Genomic DNA, 17003 nt, shown 5'->3' with positions numbered 1-17003 from the left:
TTATTTCATGACCTCCCTTTTTCTCAAAAAGATTAATATAATAATATTTACTGCTAAAACTATTATAAATACTGCAAGATATAGAATCGAAGGTCGGAATTCAAAAATAGATATAAATCTTTCTTTTCTTTCCACAAGATTAAAAGATGATGTATTTCCAAGTTTTGTCATTATGAAAACTTGTCCATAAATCTTTCCTATATTCCTTATATCATCTAAAAAATTATTAAACTTAATAAGAGAACTTTCGTCATTGTATAAGATAACATATAGTTTCCCATTTCCTCCAAGAGGAGAATAATCAGATTGCATAACTATATCTGTTGTAAAACCATCGAAGAATATACCTAAATCTTTTTTAAATATAAATTTATTACCTTCTGGTTTTACCCATAGATTTTTCTCAATTTTCCTTAATCTATCATCATAGAAACTACCTATAAAGAAGATATCCTTATCCTTCATTTCCTCTTTCAATTCATTCCCTAAAATTACTTTAAAGTTATAAATATTACCTGTGTTTTGCGAAATCTTTCCTATCAATGTAGCCATTAAAGATATTTCGTAAGGAGTTGGATTTTGAGGAAACCATATATAGATATCCTGGTAATTTCCACTCCATATGTTCCTCAAATTAGGATATTCTTCCGCATAACCTTTATTTAAGTAAATAACAGAATCACCATCTATCTTTGTCCATGCAATCTCATCATACCTTTTATCACAATCCCCATCTTTCAATGCATGATAAACTTTTATTTCAATATTCCATTCCTTTTCTTTCAAAAGATCCTTAGGAAAATATGCTTTTAATCTTCCACTTTCTATATTCCCACCATATAACCTTTCTGCTTTTACAGGAATCCCGTTAATATACAGAGTTATACCTGATTTCTCGGGATCTAATACAGGAGAATGGGAAAATTTTAGCTCTATATAAGAACCTGTCTGTATTGATTGATAACCTATAGGTAATTTTAAGGAGAAAGAAAAACTTTGATGATGGGCTCCTGAAATTACCACATTACTATAACTAAGATCCTTTAAAGTCAAAACCTTCTTACTTTCAATTTCTCTTTCAGATAAAGAAGGCTCCGAGGTTATGATAACAGGATTTGTCTCTGTTAATTTTACCTGCTCAGGATTCAATAGATATTTTATAGACTTTTCAATACCCTTTCCTTTACCAGAAATATATATTTGCAAATTATCATTGTATTTAGCTAAATATAATAAACCTGAATCCTCATCTATGTTAGTAAAACTTTTATCATTAAAAATTCTCCATCTTTCTAAACTTCCAATTAATATTTGATTTTCTCCTTTTTTAACATAAGGATCATCCAAAAACACCCTAAAAGAAAGCCTTTTATATCTCTCCTTTATCGAAAGATTATTTACAAGCTTAAAGAGAATATCTAAATTTTGATTTGATACCTCATTTAAATAGATATTGGAATTAATCACTTTTAGAGATAATAAATCCATAAAGGGATAAGGGAAATAAGAAATTTTATAAGGCTTATCTGATGTTTCAAGATGTAAAATAGAAGTATTGTTAATGATGAACCAATTAGCATCATTATCCAAATCCTTACAAGGTCCCTCAATATTTCTTTGTCTTGTAGAAATTGTTAATTCATTGAAGCCGTGCTTTAATCTCCTTACAGGAATCTTAACAGTAAGTTTCACATAGTTTCCTTCTTTTTTTACAATAGAACTACTGGATATAGGATATCCATTTATTAAAATGGTAAAAAAAGACTCATTAGACTTTATGGTCTCTGAATAAAAGTAATTTAGATTTAAATAACACTTGTCCAATATATTTACACCTTCCGGAATATAAAACCAAAAAGAGTACCTATTTAAAGGTAAATTAAGAAGAACATCTTGAGAGGTTATAGGTAAATTGTACACTTTTATATTATCATAGCCAAAAACAGGAACCATCATTAATATTATGAGAAAAAGAAACAAACATCTCCTCATTATTCTGAACTCCTTTCTGTTTTATACCATTTCACAGTTTTACCTGTTATTCTATCTTTAAGAGTAAAATAGATTGCCCTGATAACAACAAAAAGCCATAATTGACAGTATGTAAAATACATAAGACATATAAGTAGAAGATTTTTTAAATTACCTTCTCCCCTTTCCAAGCTCAAAGATATAAAAGTCTCAGTTATAAAAAGTAAATATGCTAATATCCATATAGTAAATAGAGGCCCTCCCAAATGAAGTTTTATAACTTTTAAAAGCCCCAACCCAAAAATAATATCTGATATTAAAATGGCAGAAAAAGCCACAAGATAGATGTAAGAGAAATAAATAATATCAAAAGCAATTTTGCTTCTTAAACTAAATATATTCTTCAAATACTGAGCAATAACAGAAATATTACCTCTTGCCCATCTTGTTCTTTGTTTTATCCAAATCTTTAATCTTTCTGGCTCTTGCTCCCAAGTTACTGCTTGTGGTATCCATTTTATTCTATATCCCTCCTTATATATCCTTATAGTAAGCTCTGTGTCCTCAGTAAGGGAATGAATATTCCATCCTCCAATTTTTTCCAAAAGGTCTTTCCTAATTATAAAATTGGTACCAGGAATAGTAGTAAGACCTAAAAAATAGTTTCTTGAAGCTTGAATAAGCCACTGGAAACTAAGTGTTTCTATATTTATAAACCTTGTAAGAAGATTTTTATCTTTATTTCTCGTTCTAAACTTTCCTACCACTGCTCCAAGATTATCATCCTTAATTATAAATCTCACTAAATTATAAATTGCTTTTCTTTCTGGAGTATTATCAGCATCATAAACCAATATATAATCTCCCTTCGCTATCTTTAATCCTTGATTTAGAGCATTTGATTTACCCTTAGCTCCTAAGGGGGGCTTAATCTCAAGTACTTTAAGATTTGGATATAACTTTTGTTTCTCTTTTAATACTTCTCCTGTCCCATCAGTAGAATTATCATTAATCACTATGATTTCAAATTTATCACGAGGATAATAAGCCCTCGCTATAGCATCTACTGTATTGCCTATAACCTTTTCCTCATTATGAGCAGGCACCAAAACAGAGATAAAAGGATACTCTTTTATCTCTTCATCTTCTTCAAAGTCTAAACTTATAAGAAAATAGCGATATCCAAAATAGGTTAGCAAGATATGATATAAAAGAACAGACCAAGTCATTACCATGGATATTACAAAAGCATAATCCCAGAAAGTCAGAACTTTCACTGCCTTTTTCCCCTCTCATATAATCTGATTCTGGAAAACACAAGATAAAGAATAATAACAATAAAACTTGTTACTACGAATATCAATATAATTCTTAAATATTCAACAAATTTTTCAAAAAACCTTTCTAATCTACTTTTTGAATACGGCAATACATTGCTTACAACAACTTTTTTCCCATTTTTATTCATTATTATTAAATTATTATTCTCCACATGATATGGCTCTTTTAAAAGATCAAGAAAATCATAACCCAAATCTTTCAAACCCAGTATAAGCCTTTCTATGTCTTCCCTATCTAAATATATAGGTATAGAAATTCCTAATATGGCATCCCTCAAAGCCAAAAAATCTTTTGCTTTTCTTAAAATTAAATTCACATTCTTTGGATCCTTTGGATTATAAAAGCCTGCATTTATTGGATAGATAAGTGTATACAATCTTTTTGTAAAGATCAGATCATCACCGAGAAGGATCCTAAAGAATTTTGCAGCATCAATATATCTCTCTTTATAAGGTACACCGTAAAATTTAAAAGCAATGGGATGTATTCCATAACTTGCCAAAAGATTTAAATCACTATTTATCTTTGAATCGTAGTTTTTCTCATAATAACTTCCCTGTATTATACCAATATTACTATTTTCTATTTCCAATAATACCTTACTAAGCTTTTCATTATCACTAAGATAATATAATTTTCCATCCTTTTTTACTGTGGGATACACCACTATAGAATAAGGAATCTGATGACAACAGACCGTTTGAAGTTTTCCTTGAAGGAGAGATGCATCAGTAAAAGGATTTATTTCATCAATAATTATAAGAGCTTTTTTAAAAGAAGGATGCTTAATTCCTAAAATATCATGTAAAAGATCTAAAAAAACTATTCCAGTACTATCTCTAAAATCTAATCTCCCAAAATAATAAAGATTGTCCACTCGAAATACATAAGGAAAATTATTTAAATCATCAGATACATAAGACAATACATTGGCTTTTTTAGGAAGAACTATATGAATAAAAGTTTGAGGATCAAAAGAAAGTTTATAACCCTTATAACTTAACTCTATAAAGCCGTATCTTTTTCCTACATCCTTGAATTCACTACATCCTATATATTTTGCAAACTGATCTATATTTTCCTCAATCCAAACAATCTTTTTACTCTTTGAAATCTCTTTTAAAAAATCCCTTTTTAAGAGCTTCTCTTGAAACCCCAAATATATAACAAGATCATATTGGGTTACATCAGGTAAAAGCTCTTCACTATTTACAGATCCTACATATACTCCATAGTGGGACAAATATTCTTCTAACTGATTCCCAATTGGATAGTCTTCTCCTATTCTTGAAAAACTGTCATAGATTACTAATACTCTCTTAGTCTCCTCTGCAAAGGAGAGGGTTAAAATAATTAAGATAAGAAAGATAAGAATTATCTTAAACTTATACATCATATTTACTACTATCTTTTGCTCTTTCCCAAATAATCAGTGTATCTTCACCTTCCTGGAATTCTGCCTCACCAATTTTAATTTTTAATGATATAACCCTTCTTTTTCCTCCTATTTCAACAATGATCTTATCCAAAGCTCTATGAAGTTTCTCCTTTACTATTTTTACGGAATTGATATCAGCATCTGGCAATATGATGCCCAAAACTCCATCTTCTATTCTTCCTTTTATGTCTGTAGTCCTTGTATTCTTTAAGATTTCATTTGCAATTACCCTTAAGATACTCTTATATCCATCCTCTCCATATATATTCTTCAATTCCTTCCAATCCACAATATTAATGTAAAGTATAGAAAAAGTCTCCTTATACCTTTGTGCCCTCTTAATCTCTTCTTCTAATCTCTGAAAAAACCCAAAAGGATTATAAAATCCAGTAACATCATCTAATAAAACCAATTTTTCCCTTTCCTCAAATTCTCTAAGCCTTTCCTTCAAAACCCTAAATTCCCTCTCCAAACTTCCCGAAAGAAAAGCTCCTACAGGAAACGAAACTAACCAAAAAGCATATTCCAATTTAAACTCAGAAATAGTATTCAATACTATAATGGAATATAAGAGATAGGATCCGTACCCAAAAACTAAAAATAAAGAAGTAATTAAGCCAGCTACTATCCTAAGATTATAGGCTATCAACATATTCAAAATAAGAGCAGAAAACAATAAGTAATTAATAAAATTTACATTATAGCTAGTACTAAATATTACTATTAGAATTAAAAGCCAAAAAATTAACAAAAGGCTAAAAATAAGATTATCTTTCATAAAATTCCTTTCCATCTACTCCTCCATATAACTTAATGTCAATAATACTTCTAATTGATCAAAAGCATAATAGACCTTCCCTAAAAAATCTCCGTAACCCGAAGAAGATCTACCGCTAAATTTTTCAACAAAATTTAATATCCTCTTAGCCCCTATTCTATCATTACAAAAAATAAATAACCTTGCTAAAATAGCATATATTGCTACATTCTCTTCATCTTTTAGCACTTTATGATCCATATAGAATGTATTTAATTTGTTATAGTTATTTATTTCATTTTTTACAAACTCTAAAAAGCCTTTTATTTTATTCGTATCATCAAAATTTATAGCAGTAATTACCTGTTCCAACATATTTAGAGGATAATAGGTCTTATAGGAGAAAGTAAAGAAGTCAAATTCCTTAGGGAAAAAGGGACTATTTATGGATACGGAGTTTTCAAGAATCTTTTTTGATGTAATGTAGTATTTATTAAAGGAGGGCAATATTTCAGCTATCTTTTTCAATTTCCTAAGATCTAAATAGAATAGAGAAATTTTATTAGCTTTTTCTTTCATATTTCCATCATAATAATCTACAAAAAATTCTCCTGATGAATTAAATTTCAATATTCCATCTGCTACTTTTTCTCCCATTTCCATATACTTTTTATCCTTAAAAGTATCATAAGCACATAAAAGAGCATACAAGATCCTTATAGAGTCTATTAAAGCAGTACTATTATCAGGTCTCAAGTTTAACCTATTTATCCTCCAATATAGATATCCTTCTTTACTATAAAAATATTTATCTACTATTGAAAGAAGAATATCAAAAAGATTTTTGTCTCCCCTTAATAAAGCATATTCCATTAATTCCCCATAGGATTCCAGAAGGGAATATTCCAAAGGCTTTCCATTTTCTATTTTTGATATGATAAATCCCCTGTTATCAATAAAATCTCTTCTAATAAAACTTAATAGTTCTTTCTCTTTATATGATACACTCCTTTCCAAAGCTTTAAGTTCATTTTTTAATTTAAATCCATAATAATAATAATCTTTTATTTGAAAGATAATAATAATCAATATAATAGAAAACAGGAGAATTAAGAATAAATTTCTTATTTTATTTACCCCATAATTTTAAATACTAAAGGATAATCTAATTTATCATAATCTGGAATATGTATTCTAAGACCCTTCTCATCTCTTTCAAATCCAATTTCTCCTATTCCCAAAATCTCTACCTTCTTAACTTCTTTATTATATAAAGTTAGATTTGTACTAAGAGACTTTATTAAGGCTTCTCCTTTTGTAGGCTTTTCCATTAAAATAGCATAAAGATCATCTCCCTTTGTAGTAAATCTAAAATCTTCTCCTGTATAACTTATTTCCTTTTCACTAAAAGGCCCATGAGCTTCTTTTGTAGGACCTTCACCATAAATTTTCCATGGTCTTGTACCATAAATAGCAGGACCATTTTTAAGAAGCCAATTACCTATCTTTAAAAGAATCTCACGAGCAATATCAGGTATAGTTCCATCAGCTTTAGGACCTACATTTAAAAGAAAATTCCCATTTTTACTTACAATATCTATGAGTTCCCAAATAAGTTCTTTAGCTGATTTATAGATATCATTTTCTATATATCCCCAAGAAAGACGAGAGATGGAGGTATCTGTCTGCCAATATATGGGATCAATATCTCCAAGCTTTCCTCTTTCTATATCCCATACTGCACATTCTCTCGGTACCGCATAATTTTTATAATTTATTACTACTCCTCTTCCCCATTGATAGGCTCTATTGTAATAATAGGCAAAAAATTTCTTTAAATAAGGTTCGAAGGCAGGTTGCTCTATCCACCAATCAAAATAAATAAGCTGAGGCTGATATCTGTCTACAATCTCAAAAAGCCTTAAAAGCCAATCCTCTAAAAATTCTTCTGTAGGTTGCATACTTTCAGGCTGGGCAGGTCCATATAGGTCAAAATAATTCCTATCTCTTACATCAGAGTCAAATTTCATTCCCTCATGTAAAAACCACCAATGTTCTGCCCTATGATAGGAAACTCCAAAGGTAAGATAATTTTCTCTCACTGCTTTAGCAAGTTCTCCAATAATATCTCTTTGAGGTCCCATTTTACTGGCACACCATCGGGTATAGCTACAATCATACATAGCAAAACCATCGTGATGTTCTGCAACAGGTACTACATACTTAGCACCTGCCTTTTTAAAAAGATCTGCCCATTCATATGGGTCAAACTTCTCTGCCTTAAAAAGAGGAATAAAATCTTTATATCCAAACTTTTTATGGTCTCCATAAGTTTTCAAGTGATGTTCATATTCTTTTGTACCCTTTATGTACATGTTTCTTGGATACCATTCATTACCAAAGGCAGGCACTGCATAGACACCAAAATGTATAAATATCCCAAATTTAGCATCCTTATACCAATCCGGAATCCTATAATTTTTCAAGGATTCCCAAGTAGGCTCAAAAGGTCCTTCTGGCATTTTATACCTCATAGGTTGACCTCCTTAATAATTTATTTAAATAATCTCTTTCACTGCTTTTTCAATTCTTCTAAGGCCTTCTTCAAGAATACTACGGGGACAAGCAAAGTTAAGACGGGCAAACCCTTCCCCTGATTTACCAAAGATATAGCCATCATCAAGACCAACCTTCGCATTTTTTCGGAGGAATTCGCTTAAAGTATACTTATCCATACCAAGTTCTCTAAAATCAAGCCATGCAAGGTATGTACCTTCAGGTTTTATAACTTTGACCTTTGGAATTCTCTTCTCCACGTAATCCATAAGAAACTTGAGATTTCCTTCAAGATATTCAAGAAGCTGTGAAAGCCAATCATCACCATAACGAAATGCAGCTTCTGTTGCTACAAGTCCAAAAGGATTTGGATTTGATAAAAGTTTACCTTTTGCTTCAATAAATCTCCTACGGAGTTTTTTGTTTGGAATAATTATGATAGAGGTTTCTAATCCTGCAATATTAAAAGTCTTACTTCCTGAAATAAGGGTAATAGAGTTATCTGCAAACTCTTCTGATATGGATGCAAAAGGAATATGTCTATGACCTGTATAAACAATTTCACAATGAATTTCATCAGAAATGACAACAACTTCATTTTTAATTAAAATCTCGCCAATCTTTGTTAACTCCTCTTTTGTGTAAACTCGTCCCACAGGATTGTGTGGATTACATAAAATCATTGCCTTAATACGATTTGAGCCTGTAAATATCCCATCCTTGCCTAAAAATTTATCCTCAAGATAATCAAAATCAATTTCATAATGATAGTTTACAAGTTTTAAATCATTACTTACAATATGAGCCCCATTATCCCTTATTGCACTGAAAAATGGATAATATACTGGTTCTTGTACGAGTACACTATCCCCAATAGAGGTAATTGCTTTTATTGCTATATATAAAGCAGAAACCGTACCAGGCGTAAAAATAAGCCACTCAGGTTTAACATCCCAGTTAAACTTTGACTTAATTCTTTCAATCACTGCATCTATAAGAGATTCAGGAATAGTAGTATATCCATAAATTGCATGTTCAGCCCTTTTCAAAATTGCTTCGTATATAGGCCTCGCAACTTCAAAATCCATATCTGCAATCCACATGGGAAGAACATCTTTATCCCCAAATATATCATGAACAGCATCCCACTTTAATGAGGCTGTATTTCGTCTATTTATAACTTTATCAAAGTTATATTTCATAACTGCCTCCGACAAAATTTATTTTACAACATTATAAAGCATAATGTACTAAAAAACATACTTAACCATTGGTATTGTCTCATTAGTTGTACAAATCTTTGAGAGGTATTTTAAATTTATTTCACAAGGAGGTCAAAAAGCTACTTAAACACCTTTTGGAAAACCTCATGCTTGGAAAGCAATATTAACTTTTTGAATTATCCGAAGGAGATAAGACAATTTATATACACAACAGATCAACTTTGAGAGGCTATTATACTTGATTTTTTAAGATGGGAGATTAAACTCAAAGAGATTAAGGGACTTAAGGGAGTGTAAAATGGATACTATACCCTTTAAATAAAATTTTACATAATAAAAGAGATGCTACGAAACCATTTATTAATATTTCAATTCAGAATCTACAATTTTTTCAAACTTTCTTCTATTTTCAAACTTTCTTCTATTATGATAATATCTATTATAGATAATACTTTCTGAAAAAAGGAGAAAATTTTAATGTTAAAAGATGTAATAATATTCATAATAAGCTTATTCTTTCTAATAAAAGGATCCGATAAATTTACTGAATATTTAAAAATAATAGGGATAAAACTAAGAGTAAAAGATTTCGTTATTAGCCTTATACTAGCAAGTATTGCCACAACACTTCCTGAAATCATAGTATCCATAATCTCCTCATTAAAGGGAAATAGTAATTTAGCTCTTGGTAATGCCTTAGGAAGTGTTATTGTTAATACCGCCTTAATTCTTGGTATATGTTCTCTCATATCTCCCATGAAAGTGGATGATTTAGCGTGGAAAAATTCATTTTTTTTATTATTTATTAATTTCCTCTTATTTTTATTAATGTTTGATATGAAAATATCAAGATTTGAAGGCTTTATTTTATTAATCCTGTATGCTATATTTATCTATATAATTTATAGGGTTAAAGGAGACAACAAGTCTGAAAATTACCAAGACCAAAACTCAGCAATAAAAATTTTTATACTTATGATACTTAGTATAGGAGTAGTTATTGTTAGTTCAAGATTTTTAGTAGAGAGTAGTATAAATATTGCTCGCTTTCTCAATATTTCAGAACTTATAATAGGCCTTACATTAGTAGCATTAGGTACTTCTCTTCCAGAACTTGCTAATTCTGTTATTTCAACAATAAAAAAAGTGCCAGATATAGGAGTTGGAAATATAATAGGTGCAAGTATACTAAATGTATTAGTGGTGATAGGAATAGCATCTATAATAAATCCCATAAAAGTTGATCAAAAATTTATCACTTATATAATGCCAGTAATACTAATCACCTTACTTGCATTGAGTATATCTCTTAAAAGGGATAACATTATAGGAAAGAAAACAGGGCTTATCCTTCTTTCTTTATATTTCATTTCTATAATACTAAATTTTATTTTTTAAAATTAGGAATAATTACAAAATTTTTATGTCTAACATATTATGGGAAGAATCTAATCCATAAAAAGGGAGGTAGAGAAGATATGAACAAGAATCTTCCAAAATGGTTTCCTTACGTAATTGTGGTGATTATCATGGTAATAATTATAGGAGTGATTATCTCAACCACAGGGAAAAAGGCTCCTGAGCAAGGATCCACTCCTGAGACCCCTGCTGTTACTTCTCCTGTGGAGACTGTAAAGGAAAAAACACCAGATGAAGAGGCGTATGAAAAGGCAAGAGAATTATATTATGATGCTAAATATAAAGAAGCTATTGAAGCATATAGAAAGTTTATAAAAGACTTTCCTGACAGTGAATACGCAGACGATGCCCAATATGAAATTGCATTAAGCTATGAATTCCTTGAAGATTACAAAAAGGCTATAGAAGAGTATGAAAAATTAATTAAAAATTATCCTAATAGTGAATATGTGGAATCTGCAAAATCATCAATAGATTATTTAAAGGATTATTTGAAACAATAAAAAAATAAAGCCCCCTATTCTATTTAGGGGGCTTTTCTCTAAAACCTAATCTTTATTTCTTTTATACCTTTATTTGGCTTAATTAATATACCTTTATCTGTCTTTTCTAAACTACCGCCTTCTACCTTTTCTATCTCATATGTATTAAATAAAAGTACAGAAAACATCTTTCCAGAATCCTTTTCTACATTTATTACTATCTCATCTTTATCTTTTAACAAATTCACCTTTAATTCTACTTCTCTTTGCTGATTATATATTTCACAGACTGATACTTTCCCATCTTGAGGTTCAAAAACATACAAAGTCACACCATCTGCATAGTCATAATCAGTTCTTTCCTTATTATTCCCAATAGCAATTATGCTTCCAGGTCTTGCCATAAGAGGTAAAGAGAAATAATCATACTTTTCTTTGTACCACTTACCCCCTTCTTTTCTCTCTCCTGTTATAAGATTTGTCCATATACCTACATTAGGAAGATAATATTCCACTTCTCCCGTTTCTGAAAATATGGGAGCTACAAGTAAAGAATCTCCAAGCATATATTGTCTATCTAAGAAATGACAAGTAGGATCTTCTTCAAATTCAAGAAGCATAGCTCTCATCATTGGAATTCCTTTATTTACTGCTTCTACCGCTTTTGCAAAAAGATAAGGCATTAATTGGCATTTTAAATTTACAAAAAATCTCAATACATCTACAGCTTCTTCGTCATATAACCATGGAACCTTATAATCATGATTTCCATGAAGTCTTGAATGGGAAGAAAGAAGTCCAAATGCTACCCATCTCTTATAAAGATCAGGAGTAGCAGAACTATCAAATCCTGCAATATCATGACTCCAAAAGGCAAATCCACAAAGACCTAAGGAAAGTCCTCCTCTTAATGTCTCTGCCATGGACTCATAAGTAGATAAACAATCTCCACCCCAATGTACTGGAAATTTCTGACTTCCCGCAGTAGCTGATCTGGCAAACACTATAGCATTTTCCTCTCCAAGCTCCTCCTTTAATGCTTCAAAAACAGTTTTGTTATATAGATAGGTATAAAAATTATGCATCTTTTCAGGATCTGATCCATCATAATAAACCACATCTGTAGGTATCCTTTCTCCAAAATCTGTCTTAAAAACATCAACACCCATTCTAATAAGCTCTTTTAACTTATTAGCATACCATTTTCTTGCAGATGGATTTGTAAAGTCCACAATTCCCATGCCCGGTTGCCATTCATCAGTTTGCCATACATCACCGTGAGGCTTCTTTAAGAGATAACCCTTCTCTTTTCCTTCCTCAAAGAGTTTTGATCTTTGAGCTATATAGGGATTAATCCATACACATATTTTCAAGCCTCTATCTTTTAACCTTTTCAACATATCTTCGGGATTAGGAAACACTCTTTGATCCCATTCAAAATCAACCCAATGATATTCTTTCATCCAAAAACAATCAAAATGGAAAACATGTAAAGGTATATTTCTCTCCTTCATTCCATCAATAAAACTTGTTACCGTTTTTTCATCGTAATTGGTTGTGAAAGACGTGGTAAGCCAAAGTCCAAAAGACCAAGAAGGAGGAAGAGCAGGCCTTCCTGTAAGAAGGGTATAATTTTCAATTACTTCCTTTAAATTTTCTCCTGCAACTATAAAGTAATTTATCTTTTCACCCTTTACACTAAATTGCACCCTTTCAACATTCTCTGTAGCTATCTCAAAAGAAACCCTCTCTGGATGATTTACAAAAACTCCATAATCTCTATTTGTTATATAAAAAGGTATATTTTTATATGTTTGATCTGAAATAGTTCCTGCATCAGCATTCCACATATCCACCTGTTGCCCATTTTTTATAAAAGGACTAAATCTTTCTCCAAGGCCATATACCAATTCCCCTACAGAAAGATCTAATTGCTCTACCATATAAGGAGTCTTGTTTTCATCAATAGCATAAGCCATATGCTTGAATCCAGAAGACGTCAATTTCTTATCTTTCCAGAAGAAGGTATATTTAAACACTCCTTTTTTATTAATTTCCACCCTAAGATTTCCAGACTTTAATATGATCACATCCTCTTTATCTAATATCTCAGGTTTAAAATTTTTATCTTTATTTAACTCGAAAGATGGTCCTTTCTCTACCACCCCTTTAAAATGGTACGATATCACCTCTATAACATTAGGAAATGGAGCTGAAAAATGAATTTCTAAAAGAGGACCAAATAGAGTTTCTCCCCTATTTCTAACAAAGGTATAAGGTGCATATACTATAACTTCTTTTTCCTTAACTTCGTAATCCCAAACCATGAAAGGATAATGTATTCTTATACCTTCTCTAATACGCCAATGCCCATCAGTAAATCTCATAAAATCATCCTCCTCACTCAAATTTCAACCAATTTATTTTTACTTCCTTTTCTCCTCTTATATACATATCTTGTTTACCTAAAATATTCTCATCTAAAACAAAAACAATTTCTTCCCATTCATTAAAAGTATCTATTACATCAAAAGAAAATTCTTTATCAATTTTGCTAAAATATAAAAACATTTTGGAATTTTTGGTAGTAGATATTTCCATCCTTATCCTTTGAGAGGGTCTATAAAAATTTAAATCCTGAAATAGTATCCATGAATCTTCTTTAGGAAAGATTACATAAGTTTCTTCCCAATTTCTTTTTGTATTGAAAACTAAATTGTATCCATCATCAAAATTAAAAGCTTTTATTCTCTCAAAAGGATCTCTATCTTCAATTTCCTCTCCCCCCACATAAATTCTTCCTCTTAATCTTATATCCTCTGATGAAGCACCAACTAAAATCTCGTATTCTCCTTTCTCAACTAAATACTTCTCTTTTCTCACATCCCATATAAAAAGCTCCGAAACAGGTACTGTAAATTCAACCTTAACCTTTTCTCCCTTTGGAATAAATATCCTTTGAAAACCTTTTAACTGAAGCTTTGGCCTTTTTATCTTTGAATTAATAGCTCTAACATAAACTTGTGGTACCTCATCAGAATCCATATCTCCGACATTTCTAATCTCAAAACTAAGCCTTATTTCATCTTTTATTCCATAATTTTTAGAATTTAAAAATAAATTACTATATTCAAATTCAGTATAAGAAAGTCCATGTCCAAAAGGAAAGAGGGGTTCTTTATCAAAATACATATAGGTTCTCTTTTCCCTTATTACATCATAATCTATCATGGGAGGTATATCATTTACAGATTTATACCATGTAATACATAATCTTCCTGCCGGAGAATAATTTCCAATTAATACATCTGCTATAGCATTTCCCATTTCTTGTCCCCCATGGGAAGACCATAAAATGGCTGGTATATGCTCCTTTGCCCAGTTAATAGCGTAAGGATAACTACTAATTATTAAAAGCACTGTGTTAGGATTTACTTTATAAATCTCTCTAACAAGTTTCTCTTGGTGATCTGGTAAAACAATGTCTACTCTATCTTCTCCTTCTCTTCCATTTACTAAAGGATTATTTCCTACACATAATACTACTAAATCGGATTCTTTTGCTATATTGCAAGATTTTTCTATACCATCTTCTAATTTCTCAATTATAAATTTTTCCTCTGGAAGGTTTTTAAAACTATCTTTGAATTTAATCAAATTTCCATTCTCTTCATCTATATAAAGATATTTTCCATGCCAAGTCTTAATATAGAAGGTACCATCTCCTAAGGAATCTATTTGGAAAAGTTCCTTTACAAACCACCCAAATACTTCTTCTGATGCAGACAGGATAGAAAAATTAGAGTCATCACAAGTTAAGTATTTGTTATTTGCTAAAGATTGCAGGCTTTTATTGCCCCATCCCCAATCTATAAATCTAAATTTTTCCCTTGGGCCAATTTCTTCACTTATAGCCCATAAAGGACTGATCTCTGATTCTATAACTCTCAAATATTTATTATTTTTTACCGATTTTATTGCAATAATATCATAGGAATCATAATATTTTATTTCCTTATTATATAATCTGTTTACTATTCCTTGGAGAATAGAAACTTTATATGGATAAGTACCACTATACCAATCATTATAGTTTTTATTGGCTAAAGGACCTATGACCGCAATATTATTTATTTTTTCTTTATTTATAGGAAGGAATTTATTCTGATTCTTTAAAAGTACAATAGATTTAAGAGCAGATTGATATGCAAGCTGAGAATGCTCCTTATCACATATTTTGTTAGGAGAAACATAAAATTTTTTACTTATTTCTTCATCAAATTCACCAAGTCTAAATCTTACACGAAGGGTATTAAAAACAGCCCTATCAATATCCTCTTCAGTTATTAATCCCCTTTCAAGAGCTTTCCATGCTGATTCTATAACAAGATCAGGATCATCAGTAAAGGCATCAATTCCAGCTTTCAGAGCATAAGCCATTGTCTCGTAATGATTATCAAAAGTTTTATGTGAGGTAACTGTTTGACTAAAATCTGCAGCATCAGTTACTACATATCCACTTAATCCAAATTTCTCTTTTAAAACCTTCTTTACTATTGGATTTACTATACAAGGTACACCATTTACAGCATTGTAAGCAGTCATTATTCCCATAGCTTTTCCCTTTTCTATAACCCTCCTAAAAACATCTAAGTAATATTCATACATATTTCTGGGATCAATATTGGCGGAAAATTTATCTCTATCCTTCTCATTATTATTAGCAAAGAAGTGCTTAGGAGTCATTGCGGTTTTAAGATATACTTCATCATCTCCTTGCATACCTTGTATATATGCACTTGCCATTTCTCCAGCAAGATAAGGATCTTCACCATAACCTTCTTCCATCCTACCCCATCTTGGATCTCTTTCCATATCTACAGTAGGAGCCCAAAGCATAAGTCCCCCAATCTTTCCCCTCATATAGTAGTAAGCTCGAGCCTCTAATGAGACCACTTCTCCTATTTTTTTCATAAGATCTCTATCAAAGGAAGATACAAGACCAATAGGTTGAGGAAACACAGTGGCTTTTCCCAACCAAGCTACACCATGAGCGGATTCCCCACCTATATGAAACTCTCTTATATCTAATCTGGGTATTGGTGCTTGTCTGGTAGGAAGCAACTTAATCTTTTCTTCAAGGGTAAGAAGAGAGAGAAGATTTTTTACTCTTTCATCAATAGGGAATAAAGGGTTCTTAAAAATATATTCATCTGCCATAAAATATTTAAAGCCTCCTTCACAAAATAATTTTAATTTAGGATTATATAATGATACATGAAAATAATAAATTGCAAGATTTTACTAATTTGAGTTAAATTCATAGTATAAATAGCTATTCACCAATTATTTTTACAAGTACTCTTTTTCTCCTCATTCCATCAAACTCACCATAAAAAACCTGCTCCCATGGACCTAAATCAAGCTTACCATCAGTAATTGCTATTACCACTTCTCTTCCCATTATGGTACGCTTTAAATGTGCATCAGCATTATTTTCACCCACATTATGGTAATATTGATTATATGGTTTTTCAGGAGCAAGCTTTTCTAACCATATTTCAAAATCTTTTAAAAGACCTGGCTCATCATCATTGATAAAAACACTTGCAGTAATATGCATAGCATTACAAAGAAGAAGCCCCTCTTTAATTCCACTCTCATCTACACATTTTTGCAAGGTATCTGTGATATTCACAAACCCCCTTCTTGTTGGAAGATTAAACCACAATTCTTTTCTATAGGTCTTCATACCTTTGATCCCTCCTTAAATTATAAAAATGCTATAATTATATTACAAATTTATAAAGGAGTAT

The 17003-nt window shown here is 30.8% G+C and carries 12 protein-coding genes; 2 read left to right on the top strand and 10 right to left on the bottom strand.

Annotated features, from left to right (window positions below; all coding sequences use genetic code 11):
* The 7 genes from ACY3JM_RS02595 to ACY3JM_RS02565 are packed head-to-tail and all read right to left on the bottom strand — an operon-like array spanning position 1 to position 9265.
* Positions 1–1992: a cellulose biosynthesis cyclic di-GMP-binding regulatory protein BcsB gene (locus ACY3JM_RS02595; protein ID WP_463083238.1), complete on the bottom strand. Its 1992-nt coding sequence runs from the start codon at positions 1990–1992 to the stop codon at positions 1–3.
* Positions 1992–3248 carry a glycosyltransferase family 2 protein gene (locus ACY3JM_RS02590; protein WP_463111629.1) on the bottom strand — a complete coding sequence of 419 codons (1257 nt, stop codon included), beginning with the start codon at positions 3246–3248 and terminating at the stop codon, positions 1992–1994. The genes ACY3JM_RS02595 and ACY3JM_RS02590 overlap by 1 nt, the downstream gene beginning before the upstream one ends.
* On the bottom strand, positions 3245–4708 hold the full coding sequence (locus tag ACY3JM_RS02585) for a hypothetical protein (protein ID WP_463111628.1): 1464 nt from the start codon (positions 4706–4708) through the stop codon (positions 3245–3247). Before ACY3JM_RS02585 ends, ACY3JM_RS02590 begins: the two co-directional genes overlap by 4 nt.
* Positions 4698–5543, bottom strand: coding sequence for a diguanylate cyclase domain-containing protein (locus tag ACY3JM_RS02580; RefSeq protein WP_463083234.1), 846 nt, complete (start codon positions 5541–5543; stop codon positions 4698–4700). Before ACY3JM_RS02580 ends, ACY3JM_RS02585 begins: the two co-directional genes overlap by 11 nt.
* On the bottom strand, positions 5544–6596 hold the full coding sequence (locus ACY3JM_RS02575; protein WP_463111627.1) for a hypothetical protein: 1053 nt from the start codon (positions 6594–6596) through the stop codon (positions 5544–5546).
* A 44-nt stretch (positions 6597–6640) separates the two neighbouring features.
* Positions 6641–8041, bottom strand: coding sequence for an alpha-L-fucosidase (locus tag ACY3JM_RS02570; protein WP_463111626.1), 1401 nt, complete (start codon positions 8039–8041; stop codon positions 6641–6643).
* 24 nt (positions 8042–8065) lie between these two features.
* Complete coding sequence (locus tag ACY3JM_RS02565; protein ID WP_463111625.1) at positions 8066–9265, bottom strand: MalY/PatB family protein; 1200 nt, start codon at positions 9263–9265, stop codon at positions 8066–8068.
* A gap of 498 nt (positions 9266–9763) precedes the next feature.
* Here ACY3JM_RS02565 and ACY3JM_RS02560 point away from each other — a divergent pair, with 498 nt between their 5' ends.
* Positions 9764–10684, top strand: a complete 921-nt coding sequence (locus ACY3JM_RS02560; RefSeq protein ID WP_463083230.1) for a calcium/sodium antiporter — start codon at positions 9764–9766, stop codon at positions 10682–10684.
* An 80-nt stretch (positions 10685–10764) separates the two neighbouring features.
* Positions 10765–11208, top strand: coding sequence for a tetratricopeptide repeat protein (locus ACY3JM_RS02555; protein WP_463083229.1), 444 nt, complete (start codon positions 10765–10767; stop codon positions 11206–11208).
* A gap of 38 nt (positions 11209–11246) precedes the next feature.
* Here the strand turns inward: ACY3JM_RS02555 and yicI are convergent, their stop codons facing one another.
* The 3 genes from yicI to ACY3JM_RS02540 form a co-directional block, all read right to left on the bottom strand.
* Positions 11247–13574 carry an alpha-xylosidase gene (yicI, locus tag ACY3JM_RS02550; protein WP_463111624.1) on the bottom strand — a complete coding sequence of 776 codons (2328 nt, stop codon included), beginning with the start codon at positions 13572–13574 and terminating at the stop codon, positions 11247–11249.
* Positions 13575–13587: 13 nt separating this feature from the next.
* Positions 13588–16407 (bottom strand): glycoside hydrolase family 3 C-terminal domain-containing protein, encoded by a 2820-nt coding sequence (locus ACY3JM_RS02545; protein ID WP_463111623.1) that lies wholly within the window; start codon positions 16405–16407, stop codon positions 13588–13590.
* 115 nt (positions 16408–16522) lie between these two features.
* Complete coding sequence (locus tag ACY3JM_RS02540; protein ID WP_463083226.1) at positions 16523–16939, bottom strand: secondary thiamine-phosphate synthase enzyme YjbQ; 417 nt, start codon at positions 16937–16939, stop codon at positions 16523–16525.
* Positions 16940–17003 lie beyond the last annotated feature (64 nt).

It is taken from the genome of Dictyoglomus sp. SSW, from assembly GCF_055181335.1.
The sequence above is the reverse complement of the archived record's forward strand: the minus strand, read 5'-3'. Positions and strand labels throughout refer to the sequence as shown.